This window comes from Enterobacter cloacae complex sp. XAL002, assembly GCF_049236805.1.
Lineage (GTDB): Bacteria > Pseudomonadota > Gammaproteobacteria > Enterobacterales > Enterobacteriaceae > Enterobacter > Enterobacter intestinihominis.
This window is the reverse complement of sequence record NZ_JBMKJN010000011.1, coordinates 150878-164116: the sequence shown is the minus strand read 5'-3', so window position 1 is coordinate 164116 and position 13239 is coordinate 150878. Positions and strand designations below refer to the sequence as shown.

13 protein-coding genes are annotated in these 13239 nt (G+C 55.8%); 7 read left to right on the top strand and 6 right to left on the bottom strand.

The window, feature by feature from the left end; translation table 11 throughout:
• Positions 1–104 precede the first annotated feature (104 nt).
• Complete coding sequence (gene bcp / locus ACOT0L_RS13125) at positions 105–575, bottom strand: thioredoxin-dependent thiol peroxidase (protein WP_022648972.1); 471 nt, start codon at positions 573–575, stop codon at positions 105–107.
• Positions 575–1144, bottom strand: a complete 570-nt coding sequence (locus ACOT0L_RS13120; protein WP_000213743.1) for a glycine cleavage system transcriptional repressor — start codon at positions 1142–1144, stop codon at positions 575–577. The genes bcp and ACOT0L_RS13120 overlap by 1 nt, the downstream gene beginning before the upstream one ends.
• Positions 1145–1289: 145 nt before the next feature.
• On the opposite strand from ACOT0L_RS13120, the gene dapA reads away from it, so the two are divergent.
• The 6 genes from dapA (at position 1290) to ypfH (ending at position 7747) form a co-directional block, all read left to right on the top strand.
• Entirely contained in the window at positions 1290–2168 is an 879-nt protein-coding gene (gene dapA, locus ACOT0L_RS13115; RefSeq protein ID WP_003860542.1) for a 4-hydroxy-tetrahydrodipicolinate synthase, read from the top strand.
• A 16-nt stretch (positions 2169–2184) separates the two neighbouring features.
• On the top strand, positions 2185–3219 hold the full coding sequence (gene bamC, locus ACOT0L_RS13110) for an outer membrane protein assembly factor BamC (RefSeq protein ID WP_046619008.1): 1035 nt from the start codon (positions 2185–2187) through the stop codon (positions 3217–3219).
• 109 nt (positions 3220–3328) lie between these two features.
• Entirely contained in the window at positions 3329–4042 is a 714-nt protein-coding gene (purC, locus tag ACOT0L_RS13105) for a phosphoribosylaminoimidazolesuccinocarboxamide synthase (protein ID WP_001171626.1), read from the top strand.
• Positions 4043–4162: 120 nt separating this feature from the next.
• Complete coding sequence (locus ACOT0L_RS13100; protein ID WP_063151989.1) at positions 4163–5032, top strand: neutral zinc metallopeptidase; 870 nt, start codon at positions 4163–4165, stop codon at positions 5030–5032.
• Positions 5032–6978, top strand: a complete 1947-nt coding sequence (locus ACOT0L_RS13095; protein ID WP_126503324.1) for a tRNA(Met) cytidine acetyltransferase TmcA — start codon at positions 5032–5034, stop codon at positions 6976–6978. Before ACOT0L_RS13100 ends, ACOT0L_RS13095 begins: the two co-directional genes overlap by 1 nt.
• A 73-nt stretch (positions 6979–7051) precedes the next feature.
• Entirely contained in the window at positions 7052–7747 is a 696-nt protein-coding gene (gene ypfH, locus ACOT0L_RS13090; protein ID WP_126503326.1) for an esterase, read from the top strand.
• A 38-nt stretch (positions 7748–7785) separates the two neighbouring features.
• Here ypfH and ACOT0L_RS13085 read toward each other — a convergent pair whose 3' ends face one another.
• The 3 genes from ACOT0L_RS13085 to ACOT0L_RS13075 are packed head-to-tail and all read right to left on the bottom strand — an operon-like array spanning position 7786 to position 9495.
• Positions 7786–7983 (bottom strand): YpfN family protein, encoded by a 198-nt coding sequence (locus ACOT0L_RS13085; RefSeq protein WP_000383991.1) that lies wholly within the window; start codon positions 7981–7983, stop codon positions 7786–7788.
• 24 nt (positions 7984–8007) lie between these two features.
• Positions 8008–9135, bottom strand: coding sequence for a succinyl-diaminopimelate desuccinylase (gene dapE, locus ACOT0L_RS13080; protein WP_017383496.1), 1128 nt, complete (start codon positions 9133–9135; stop codon positions 8008–8010).
• Between the two features lie 3 nt (positions 9136–9138).
• Positions 9139–9495 carry an ArsC family reductase gene (locus ACOT0L_RS13075; protein ID WP_126503328.1) on the bottom strand — a complete coding sequence of 119 codons (357 nt, stop codon included), beginning with the start codon at positions 9493–9495 and terminating at the stop codon, positions 9139–9141.
• Positions 9496–9882: 387 nt separating this feature from the next.
• Here ACOT0L_RS13075 and ypfM point away from each other — a divergent pair, with 387 nt between their 5' ends.
• A complete protein-coding gene (ypfM, locus tag ACOT0L_RS13070; RefSeq protein WP_100181659.1) occupies positions 9883–9942 on the top strand; it encodes a protein YpfM in 60 nt (19 codons plus the stop codon).
• Positions 9943–10052: 110 nt separating this feature from the next.
• On the opposite strand, the gene acrD is transcribed toward ypfM, so the two are convergent.
• Positions 10053–13166, bottom strand: a complete 3114-nt coding sequence (acrD, locus tag ACOT0L_RS13065) for a multidrug efflux RND transporter permease AcrD (protein WP_126503330.1) — start codon at positions 13164–13166, stop codon at positions 10053–10055.
• Between the last annotated feature and the right edge of the window lie 73 nt (positions 13167–13239).

The window sequence follows — 13239 nt, the reverse complement described above, 5'->3', positions numbered from 1 at the left end:
AGGGGATTGCTCAGTGCTCGCATTAATTTGTGGGGAACCCTCAGCCCACGGGGAGAGGGGGCAAACACCAAAAACGGCAACCTGGGTTGCCGTTTTGCTGTTTATCAGGCGCTTTGTTTCAGCCAGTTCAACACCACGTCGTGGTGGTTGCTGGTTTTGAAATCATCAAACACGTGCTCAACTTTACCGTCAGCGTCAATCAGGAAGCTGATGCGGTGAATACCGTCGTACGTTTTGCCCATAAAGGACTTCTCACCCCAGACGCCAAACTGCTCGCAAACCTGGTGGTCTTCATCGGAAAGCAGCGTGAAGTTCAGCAGCTCTTTTTCCGCAAAACGTGACAGCTTCTCTGGTTTATCGGTGCTGATGCCCAGCACTTCCACACCGACCTTTTTCAACTCATCCATGTTGTCGCGTAAACCGCAGGCCTGTACGGTACAGCCCGGGGTCATGGCTTTCGGGTAGAAATAGACCAGAACACGCTGTCCCTGGAAGTCGGTCAAATTTACTTGCTCGCCGTCTTGATCCGGTAAGCTAAATTTCGGTGCGATATCACCGGCTTTCAGTGGGTTCATTACTCAACTCCATCCTGTTCGTGCTGCGAATAATCGACGACGCTTATACTGCCTTGCGCGTGTAATTCTGTACAGAGGGCTTTGAACGCTTGCTCGATATTTGACGCATCCTGCGAGGCAGGGCTGTGGGCGGTGATTTGAATAAACAGCGTCGGGATGGCGTTTTCATCGCCAGGCTGCGTGCGGGAAACCAGTTCGGCAATGTTCATCTGATGGCTGTCAAACAGTGCCGTAAAACGTTCAATCAGATGAGGTGAATCAGGCACTTCAACCTGTACCCAGACTGTGGCAGGCAGAGCCGGACGCGGGCGCGCGGTGGTGCGCTTCATCACAATCAGTAAATCCAGCTCTGCGCCTTTCAGCGGCAGGGTAGATTCGATGAGGGTAATGGCATTCCATGTTCCGGAAAGCAGCATGATGAACGTGAACTCTTCGCCAAGCATAGCCAGCCGGCTGTCTTCGATATTGCAGCCGCAGCTGCTCACGTGGCGAGTGATGGTATTCACGATACCCGGCCTGTCAGCACCCAGCGCAGTGATAACCAGGTAATGTTGTGATGAGGTTGTCAAACCTGTTCTTCCTTTGCGTGGTTAAGTCTTCCTAAGGAAAGCATAAAAAAAACATGCATACAACCGCCTGAGAGCCTCAGGTCGCTTGCTTTTATTACAGTTCCAAACGTAACATTGAGGCTCTTGTTCGCACAGAGGATGGCTCATGTTCACGGGAAGTATTGTCGCGCTTGTTACACCGATGGATGAAAAAGGTAATGTCTGCCGGTCAAGCATGAAGAAGCTCATTGATTACCATGTCGCCAATGGAACCTCGGCGATCGTTTCGGTAGGGACTACCGGTGAATCCGCCACGCTGAGCCACGAAGAGCACGGCGACGTTGTGATGCTGACCCTGGAACTGGCGGACGGGCGTATTCCGGTCATCGCGGGTACGGGCGCAAACGCAACGGCAGAGGCCATTAGCCTGACTCAGCGTTTTAACGACAGCGGCATTGTTGGCTGTCTGACGGTGACCCCTTACTACAACCGTCCAACTCAGGAAGGTTTGTTCCAGCATTTCAAAGCCATCGCTGAACATACTGACTTGCCACAAATTCTGTATAATGTGCCGTCCCGTACCGGTTGCGATATGCTGCCGGAAACCGTTGGCCGTCTCTCGAAAGTAAAAAATATTATCGGGATTAAAGAGGCGACAGGGAACTTAAGCCGCGTTCATCAGATCAAAGAGCTGGTTTCAGACGACTTTATCCTGTTGAGCGGTGATGATGCGACCGCACTGGACTTTATGCAGCTCGGTGGTAACGGCGTTATTTCCGTGACGGCGAACGTGGCGGCGCGTGATATGGCTGACATGTGCAAACTGGCCGCAGCCGGTCACTTTGATGAAGCTCGCGTGATTAATCAGCGTCTGATGCCGTTGCATAATAAATTATTTGTCGAACCCAATCCGATCCCAGTGAAATGGGCATGTAAGGAGTTGGGGCTTGTAGCAACCGACACGCTGCGTCTGCCAATGACACCGATTACCGACCATGGTCGTGAAATTGTCGCTGGCGCGCTGAAGCATGCCGGTTTGCTGTAAAGTTTAGGGAGATTTGATGGCTTATTCAGTACAGAAGTCGCGCCTGGCCAAGGTTGCGGGTGTTTCGCTTGTTATGCTCCTCGCTGCCTGTAGTTCAGACTCGCGCTACAAGCGCCAGGTGAGCGGTGATGAATCCTATCTGGATGCGCCGCCGCTTGCTGAACTTCACGCGCCTGCCGGCATGATCCTGCCGATCCAGAACGGTGATTATAATATTCCGGTTACCAACGGCAGCGGCCTGGTGGGTAAAGCGCTCGATATTCGTCCGCCAGCTCAGCCTCTGGCGCTGGTGAGTGGCGCGCGCACGCAGTTCACCGGAGATACAGCTTCTCTGCTGGTGGAAAGCGCACGCGGTACCACGCTGTGGCCGCAGGTTGTGAGCGTCATTCAGTCGAAAAACTATCCGATTGATAAACGCGACGACGCCAGCCAGACCTTAACCACCGACTGGATTGAGTGGAACCGTCTCGATGAAGACCAGCAGTATCGTGGTCGTTATCAAGTCTCCGTTAAGCCGCAGGGTTATCAGCAGGCGGTTACCGTTAAGCTGTTGAATCTTGAGCAGGCAGGTAAACCGGTTGCCGATCCGTCCGCCATGCAGCGCTACAGTACCGAAATGCTGAACGTGATTGCAGCGGGTCTGGATAAGAACGCTGCTGATGCCGCAAACGCCGCGCAGAACCGTAACGGCTCAACGTTTGACGTGCAGAGCGGTGCAGACGATACCGGCCTGCCAATGCTGGTGGTGCGTGCGCCGTTTAACCAGACCTGGCAGCGTCTGCCAGCCACGCTGGAAAAAGTGGGCATGAAGGTGACCGACAGCACCCGTTCAACGGGCAGCATCACAGCGACCTATAAGCCGCTGTCTGAAAGTGCCTGGCAGGAGCTGGGGGCAAGCGATCCACAGTTGCCTTCCGGTGACTACAAAATCCAGGTCGGCGACCTCGATAACCGCAGCAGCCTGCAGTTTATCGATCCGAAAGGACACACGCTGACCCAGGCGCAGAACGATGCGCTGGTCGCTGCCTTCCAGGCCGCATTCAGCAAATAATAGTGAGGGCTGGTTAATCCAGCCCTTTTTATTTTCGTGCCACGCAAACGTGTGCGTGGCATAATATGGCCAGTTTTGAATACAAATCATCACACCAGGAGTAATGAAGATGCAGAAGCAAGCTGAGTTGTATCGTGGCAAAGCGAAAACCGTATACAGCACGGAAAACCCGGATCTGTTGGTGCTCGAATTCCGCAATGATACGTCAGCAGGAGACGGCGCACGCATTGAGCAGTTCGATCGTAAGGGCATGGTGAACAACAAGTTCAACCACTTCATTATGACCAAACTGGCCGAAGCCGGTATCCCGACTCAGATGGAAGCGTTGTTGTCCGATACGGAATGTCTGGTAAAAAAACTGGATATGGTGCCGGTTGAGTGCGTGATCCGTAACCGTGCCGCAGGCTCCCTGGTGAAGCGTCTGGGCATTGAAGAGGGTATCGAACTGAATCCACCGCTGTTCGATCTGTTCCTGAAAAACGACGCCATGCATGACCCGATGGTCAACGAATCCTACTGCGAAACCTTCGGCTGGGTCAGCAAAGAGAACCTGGCGCGCATGCAGGAACTGACCTACAAAGCCAACGACGTGCTGAAAAAGCTGTTTGATGACGCGGGCCTGATCCTGGTCGACTTCAAGCTGGAGTTCGGTCTGTACAAAGGCGAAGTGGTGCTGGGCGACGAGTTCTCTCCTGACGGCAGCCGCCTGTGGGACAAAGAGACGCTGGATAAAATGGACAAAGACCGTTTCCGCCAGAGTCTGGGTGGCGTGGTCGAAGCGTACGAAGCGGTTGCTCACCGTTTAGGCGTTAAGCTCGACTAAACTGCGCATTTGCCAAAGGATGTTGGCATCCTTTGGCGTCTTATCCTTGTTTACTATGGTAATCCTTTCATTAACCGCCTACGATCATAGCTATTATAAATGGAATAGTTCGAGGTGTTTATGCGCTGGCAAGGGCGTCGTGAAAGTGACAACGTAGAAGACAGACGCAGCAGTGGTAGCGGTGGTCCGTCTATGGGCGGGCCAGGTTTCCGGTTACCCAGCGGCAAGGGCGGTATTATTCTGCTGGTCGTCGTGCTGGTAGCGGGCTACTACGGTGTCGACCTGACCGGTTTGATGACCGGTGAAACCGGGCAACAGCAGCAGTATTCTCAGCGCTCCATCAGCCCGAATGAAGATGAAGCGGCGAAATTTACTTCCGTTATTCTCGCGACGACCGAAGATACCTGGGGTCAGCAGTTCGAGAAAATGGGGCGGACTTATCAGCCGCCAAAACTGGTGATGTACCGGGGAGCAACCCGCACGGGCTGCGGCACCGGGCAGTCCGTTATGGGGCCGTTCTACTGCCCGGCGGACAGCACCGTCTATATCGATCTCTCCTTCTATGACGACATGAAAAGCAAGCTGGGCGCCGACGGCGATTTTGCCCAGGGCTACGTGATCGCGCATGAAGTCGGCCACCATGTGCAGAAGCTCCTCGGCATTGAACCTAAAGTGCGTCAGATGCAGCAGAATGCGTCTCAGGCGGAGGTGAATCATCTCTCCGTACGCATGGAGCTTCAGGCCGACTGCTTCGCTGGCGTCTGGGGACACAGCATGCAGCAGCAGGGCGTGCTGGAAACAGGCGATCTGGAAGAGGCCCTGAATGCCGCACAGGCGATTGGTGACGATCGCTTGCAGCAGCAAAGCCAGGGGCGCGTTGTGCCGGACAGCTTTACCCATGGCACCTCAGAGCAGCGCTACAGCTGGTTTAAGCGTGGCTTTGACAGCGGCAACCCGTCGCAGTGTAATACCTTCGGCAAAGCTATGTGATGTTGGGGGTTGAACAGCTGGTTAACCAGCTTCAGCGTACCGGGCACCGCCGGCTGGTGGTGCTTAGCGGCGATGAAGCGTGGACGTTGAGCCAGGCGACCATCCTGCGCGATACGTTACCAGGAGACTGGCTGTGGCTGGAGGAAAACCCCTCTAAGGCCATCAGCGGCCTGCTGGGACGTGAATATCTGCACGCCGTTTTTGACGCGCGTCGCGGGTTTGACGTCTCGGCCTTCGCCGCCCTCAGCGGGACCCTGCGCGCCGGAAGCCTTCTGGTGCTGCTGGTGCCGCCGTTCTCCGTCTGGGCTAACAGGCCCGACGCGGATTCTCTACGCTGGAGCGACAGCGCCGAGCCGATCGCCACCCCGCACTTTGTTTACCATTTTTGCCGGACGCTGGCCGCCGATTCAGATGCTATCGTCTGGCATCAACATCGTCCTCTGTGCCTTCCCGTTGCGCCAGATTTACCCGCCTGGCAGTCCGCCAGCGGTGAACCGCAGCGCGAGCAGGCTGAGATCCTCGACGCGCTTCTGACCATGCCTGCTGGCGTGGCTGCCGTGACGGCCCCGCGCGGACGAGGAAAGTCCGCCCTGGCGGGCATGTTGCTCAACGGCATTCAGGGTAGTGCTGTAGTGACCGCACCGGCAAAAGGGGCGACGGATGTCATCGCGCGTTTCGCCGGGGAACATTTTCACTTTATGGCCCCGGATGCGCTGCTGGCCTCCACAACAGAAGCTGACTGGCTGATTGTCGATGAGGCGGCCGCCATCCCCGGCCCGCTGCTCGAGAAACTGACGATGCGCTTTCCCCGCGTGTTGTTGACCACTACGGTGCAGGGTTATGAAGGCACGGGCAGGGGATTCCTGCTGAAGTTCTGCGCCCGGTTCAGCGGTCTGCGGCGATATACCTTATCAACTCCTGTACGCTGGGCTGCCGGATGTCCTCTTGAGCGAATCGTGGCGAACGCGCTGCTGTTCGACGATGCGCTTATCGATCGCAAACCGGCAGGGGAGGTAAGTTTAACGTCGCTGGCGCCCGGGGTGTGGGAGAGCGATCCGGCGCGCGGGGCAGGCGTGTATGAACTGCTGTGTGCCGCGCACTACCGGACGTCCCCCCTCGATTTACGCCGGATGATGGACGCCCCCGGCCAGCACTTTGCTGTTGCTCAGGCGGGCGCGGAGATCGCTGGCGCGCTCTGGCTGGTGGAGGAGGGGGGGTTACCCCCTGAACTTAGCCGCGCAGTATGGGCGGGGTTTCGTCGGCCGCGTGGAAATCTGGTGGCACAGTCGCTGGCGGCGCACGGCGGATCGCCTCTCGCGGCGACGCTGAAAGGCCGACGCGTCAGCCGTATTGCGGTTCATCCTCATCGCCAGCGGGAAGGCATCGGCCAGGGGCTGATCCGCAGTGCCAGCGGAGAAGATTATCTCTCGGTCAGCTTTGGCTATACCGACGAGCTGTGGCGTTTCTGGCGGCAGTGCGGGTTTGTGCTGGTGCGAATGGGCAGCCACCGGGAGGCCAGCAGCGGGTGCTATACGGCGATGGCGTTGCTGCCGCTGAGCGAGGCGGGGCATCAGCTCTGCGAAGAGGCGCATCAGCGTTTATGTCGTGATATGCGCGTCCTGTCGGCCTGGAATGGCGAAAAGATCCCGGTGATGGATGCATGGGAAGCTACCCTTAATAGTGACGACTGGCTGGAGCTGGCGGGGTTTGCCTTTGCGCACCGGGCGTTTTCAACCTCGGTTGCGGCGCTAACGCGATTGTTGTTAGCCGTGGATATGCCGCTCCCGGCGCTGCGCGGGAAAATGGAAGGGAATACACACGATTTCGGGCGCAAAGCGTTGCTGGCGAAGCTACGCGAGGAAACCGCTCACGCGCTTGAAAGGCTTGATTACTCCCGTAGCCAGCGGCTGAAAGCCGACATTTTGCAATGGCAATTTTTTCAATGACTTCTTCAGTAAAGTGGCATGGTCATTACCCCGCAGAGGCGTAAAATCCTGCTTAACAATTAAGGAGATCGCCATGAAACATGACCATTTTGTTGTGCAAAGCCCGGATACACCTGCTAAACAGCTACTGCTTCTGTTTCATGGCGTGGGCGACAATGCCGTCAATATGGGACAGATTGGCAGCTGGTTTGCACCCGTTTTCCCACACGCGCTGATCGTCAGTATCGGCGGCGTGGAGCCCTGCGGTCCGGACGGGCGGCAGTGGTTTTCCGTCGAGGGCGTGACGGAGGAAAATCGTCAGGCACGTATTGATGCCGTTATGCCAGCCTTTATCGATATCGTGCGTTACTGGCAGCAGCAGAGCGGCGTAGGTGCCAATGCAACAGCGCTGATTGGCTTCTCTCAGGGCTCAATCATGTCGCTGGAAAGCGTAAAAGCGCAGCCCGGACTGGTGTCCCGCGTGATTGCCTTCAACGGGCGTTTTGCGACGTTACCGCAAAGCGCGACCACGCAGACCACGATCCATCTCATTCATGGGGGTGAAGACCGGGTAATTGAGCTTTCGCATGCGGTTGCGGCCCAGGAGACGCTGATGCGCGAGGGCGGGGATGTGACGCTGGATATCGTGGACGATCTGGGGCATGCCATTGACGATCGCAGCATGCAGTTCGCGCTCGATCATCTGCGTTATACCGTACCGAAGCACTACTTTGATGAAGCGCTCAGCGGCGGTAAGCCGAATGATGATGATATCGTCGAGTTTATGTGAGGTTTCCCCTCTCCCTAGGGAGAGGGGAAACAAAGCGATTACTTCTTCTGGTCCTTCTTCGGCCAGTCGTCTTCATCGTCCCACTTGTCGTTAAAATCACGGTGCGGCGGAAGATCCGGTTTGTTGGCAAGGAACTTTTTGTGGTCAACGCGCTTGAGATCTTTAATCACGTTAAGCAGCACGCCTACCAGAAATACCAACACCAGAATCCACCAGTACTTTGAAAGCCAGTCCATTCGCTAATCCTCTTTAAGCACCCGTCAGGCGACGAGCTGCTCCATAATACGTTGATACATGCGGGCCAGCAGTTGTAAATCGGCAGCGTTCACGCATTCATTGATTTTGTGAATCGTCGCGTTAACCGGACCCAGTTCGACAACCTGTGCGCCCATGCGGGCAATAAAGCGTCCGTCAGATGTGCCGCCCGTTGTCAGCAGCTGTGGCTTAATTTCATTATAGTGCGCAATGGCGTTCACTACCGCATCCACCAGTTTACCGCGCTGCGTCAGGAACGGCTGGCCAGACAGCCACCAGTCGAGGGTATAGCGCAGCTGGTATTTCTCTAGCAGCGCAATCACGCGCGCTTTTATCATCTCGTCGGTCAGTTCGGTGCTGAAGCGGAAGTTAAACTGGACGAAGAGATCGCCGGGAATGACGTTGTTGCTGCCGGTGCCGGCCTTGATGTTGGCTATTTGCATGCTGGTTGGCGGGAAAAATTCGTTGCCTTTATCCCATTCAATGCCCACCAGTTCGTTCAGCATCGGCGCGGCGCGGTGTACCGGGTTATCCGCCAGGTGCGGATAGGCAACGTGGCCCTGCACGCCATGAATGGTCAAATTGCAGGTCAGGGATCCACGGCGGCCATTTTTCACCACATCGCCCACCACTTCGGTACTGGACGGTTCGCCCACCAGACAGTAGTCCAGACGTTCATTGCGCGCCATCAGCGCCTCAACGACCTTCACGGTGCCGTTGTGGGCGCTGGCTTCTTCATCGGAGGTAATCAAAAACGCAAGACGGTTTTTATGGTTCGGATGCTGGGCGACGAAACGCTCTGCCGCCACGACCATCGCAGCCAGGGAACCTTTCATATCCGCAGCGCCGCGTCCGAAAAGCATGCCGTCGCGGATGGTTGGCTCAAAAGGCGGGTTGATCCAGCGGTCTGCGTCGCCTGCGGGAACTACGTCGGTATGTCCGGCAAACGCCAGCGTCTCCCCCTGACCGCGCCATGCCCAGAAGTTCTGCGTATCGCCAAAATCCATGTGCTCGACGGTAAAACCGATGGCACGCAGGCGCTCAATCATTAATGCCTGACAACCTGCGTCGTCCGGGCTAAGGGAAGGACGGCGAATAAGCTGCTGAGTCAGCTCAATGACCGGGCATGACATAGACTACACCTCAACGAATAAATCTGAATAAAGGGTTTCACTGAAACCCAGCAGCATAGGCTGACCTGGCTTGCAGAGCAATGGGCGTTTGGTGATTGCCGGCATTTCAAGCATCAGTTTGGCTGCGCTGTCGGCGTTGTTGATCGTGGCCCGGAGAGATTCATCCAGTTTTCGCCAGGTGGTCCCGCGGGTGTTCAGCAGCGCTTCCCAGCCCAGTTCGTTGATGGCGGAATGGAGAAACGCGGGGTCAAGCCCGTCGGCACGGTAATCATGGAAGCGATAGTCGATGTTGTGTGCTTCCAGCCAGCGGCGGGCTTTTTTAATCGTATCGCAATTCTTAATGCCGTACATCACAACCATAGTGAATCCTTTTGTTCTTGTGTGGATTAAATGTTCAATATTTTCGAAGATATATCCTTAAGTGGAATATAACATATTCGGAATTTTTCGTGATTTACAATTCTCCATAATTCAACGAACAGCTGTACGCTGAATAGTGTTCCATCTTTTAAGCATAGTTGTCCACTCTGTATAAATTGCCAATAAACTCAGGGGGAAATTAAAAATGCTGTCATTTTTCTGACTATTTCAAAATATTGCTGTAGGTCACATAAAATTTACCCGGCAACGCTCATAGTGATCCTAAACCTACCTGCACAGCGAGGCTCAATCACAGCAATCGGTTAAAGTGGCTTCACAATGATGATACGTTTTCGTAGAATGCACATAATAATAAGAGAGGTTGTTATGATTGAACATGAACTGGGGAACTGGAAAGATTTTATCGAAGGCATGCTTCGTAAATGAATTTCCGGTAAGAAATGCAAGAGCACTTAATTAACTAAAATAACCATAGTGTGAAAGAATCACACAATAAAAAGGCGGCCTGTAAAGCCGCCTTTTTTTATTTCAACGGGTTATTCCGGCTTATCCTTCAGCGGGAAACGACGGCGTATCAGCACAAAGAACAGCGGTACGAAATAGATAGCCAGAATCGTCGCGGAAATCATTCCCCCCATAACGCCCGTTCCCACCGCGTGCTGGCTGCTGGAGCCTGCGCCGGAGCTGGTGGCCATCGGCAGGACGCCAAACACAAACGCCAGAGAAGTCATCAGGATCGGGCGCAGGCGCTGACGACAGGCGTGCAGCGTGGCGGCCATCAGTTCGTGACCTTTGGCATTCATCTCATTGGCAAATTCGACGATCAGAATGGCGTTTTTCGCCGACAATCCGATTACGGTGAGGAGTCCGACCTGGAAATAGACATCGTTTTCCAGGCCACGCATCCAGGTTGCCAGCAGCGCGCCGATGACCCCGAGAGGCACCACCAGCATTACCGAGAACGGCACTGACCAGCTTTCATACAGCGCCGCCAGGCAGAGGAACACCACCAGCAGCGAAAGGGCATACAGGGCAGGCGCCTGCGCGCCGGAAAGCCGTTCCTGGTAGGACATCGCCGTCCACTCCAGGCCAAAGCCGGTCGGTAACTGCTGAACCAGTTTTTCCATAATGTCCATTGCAGTACCGGTACTGACGCCAGGCGCGGCTTCACCGACAATCTCCAGCGCCGAATAGCCGTTGTAACGCTCCAGACGCGGCGAACCGGTCTCCCAGCGTGACGTCGCAAACGCCGAGAACGGCACCATGCCGCCGGTGTTATTGCGCACATACCAGCGGTTGATATCGTCCGGCAGCATGCGGTATTTGGCAGCAGACTGAACGTAGACCTTTTTCACGCGACCGCGATCCATAAAGTCATTCACGTAGCTTGAGCCCCATGCCGTTTGCAGGGTGTCGTTAATGTCGTCGATGGAGACGCCCAGCGCCTGCGCTTTACGCTGGTCGATATCCACCTGTAGCTGAGGGCTGTCATCCAGACCGTTATGACGAACGCGGGTAAGCTGCGGCTCTTTCCCGGCCAGCTCGAGCAGTTTATCGCGAGCTGCCATCAACGCGTCATGCCCGGCACCCGCGTGATCCTGAAGCTCCATATCAAATCCGGCTGAGCTGCCCAGGCCACTGATAGCGGGCGGGCTGCTGGCGAAAACGCGCGCTTCCTTGATTTTGTTGAACGCTTTAGTTGCACGTTCAATGATGGCAAAGGAGGAGCCGCTATCGCTGTCGCGCTGGTCCCAGTCTTTCAGGCGCACAAACATACGCGCCACGTTCTGCCCGTTACCGCCAGGGCCAGAGCCGACGGTGGAGAAGACGGAGACCACGTTATCCTTCTCCTGAGTATGGAAGTAGTTCTCAACCTTCTGCACCACTTTCAGGGTCTGCTGCTGGGTCGAGCCGCTCGGTAACTGTACGGAGGTGATAAACATGCCGCGATCTTCCAGCGGCAGGAACGAGGTTGGCAGCCGCAGGAATAAGAAGACCATGCCGCCGAGCAGCAGGACATAGACCACCATCCAGCGCACGCTGCGGTGCAGTACTTTACCCACGCCCGCTTCATAGCGCGCCGCATTTCGGTTAAACATCCGGTTAAACCAGCCGAAGAAGCCTTTTTGACCGTGGTGTTCGCCCTTATGCAGCGGTTTGAGCAGCGTCGAGCACAGAGCAGGGGTAAGGATCATCGCCACCAGTACGGAGAGCACCATCGCAGAGACGATGGTGATCGAGAACTGGCGATAAATCGCGCCCGTAGTGCCGCCAAAAAACGCCATCGGGATAAATACCGCCGACAGCACCATGGCGATACCGACCAGCGCACCCTGAATTTGTCCCATCGATTTGCGCGTGGCCTCGCGGGGCGAAAGCCCTTCCTCGCTCATGATGCGCTCGACGTTTTCCACCACCACGATGGCATCATCGACCAGCAGGCCGATGGCCAGCACCATGGCAAACATGGTCAGGGTGTTGATGCTGTAACCGAAGGCATACAGCACCGCAAAGGTTCCCAGCAACACCACCGGCACCGCAATGGTGGGGATCAGCGTGGCGCGGAAGTTTTGCAGGAACAGGTACATCACGAGGAACACCAGCGCGATAGCTTCGAGCAGGGTTTTCACCACATCTTCGATGGAGGCTTTTACGAATGAGGTGGTTTCGTAGGCGACTTTGTACTCCAGTCCGTGCGGGAAGTAATGCGACAGCTCATCCAGACGCTCTAACACCCGCTGCGCGGTCGCCATTTCGTTAGCGCCGGAGGCCAGTTTCACCCCCAGGCCGGACGCAGCATTGCCGTTAAAGCGACTCAGGTAGTCATATTTTTCCGCCCCCATTTCCACGGTGGCGACATCCCCCAGACGCACTTCCGAACCGTCCTGATTCACGCGCAGAGTGATATTGCGGAACTGTTCAGGCGTCTGGAGCAGCGACTGGGAGTTGATGGTGGCGTTAAGCGCCTGGTTATCCACGGACGGCGTACCACCGAGCTGCCCCACGGCAATCTGAGCGTTCTGCGATTCGATGGCGTCGGTGACATCTTTGGCGGTCATCTGCACGCTGTTCAGCTTGTTGGGATCCAGCCAGATACGCATGGAATACTGCGAGCCGTAGGCGTCGATATCACCCACGCCGTTGATACGGCTGAGCGGGTCCTGAATATTACTGGCGACGTAGTCCGCGATGTCCTGCTTATCCATCGAGCCAACGGTTGAAACAAACGCGATTGTCAAAATATTGGTGTCACCGGTCTTACGCACGGTCACCCCCTGGTTCTGCACCGCCTGAGGCAGTTTACGCAGGGCCGATTGCAGCTGGTTTTGCACCTGCTGCACCGCTTCGTCCGGATCCGTGCCCGCCGTAAAGCTCAGGGTTACCGTCGCCTGGCCCGTGGCGCTGCTCTGCGAGGACATGTACATCAGGTTATCAAGACCCGTCATGTTCTGCTCGATAACCTGCGTGACGGTATTTTCCAGCGTCTGTGCCGAGGCGCCAGGGTAGTTCGCCGTGATACGCACGTTAGGGGGGGCGAGGTCGGGGTATTGCTCAACAGGAAGGGAAGTAATCGCCAGGACACCCGTCAGACACAACAGGATTGCTAGCACCCAGGCAAAAATGGGGCGATCGATGAAAAAATTCGCCATTAAAATGTGACCTCGTTTTGCTGCACGTCATTATTGTTTATTGCCCGCCTAACTTTAGCGGTAAGGTCCAGGT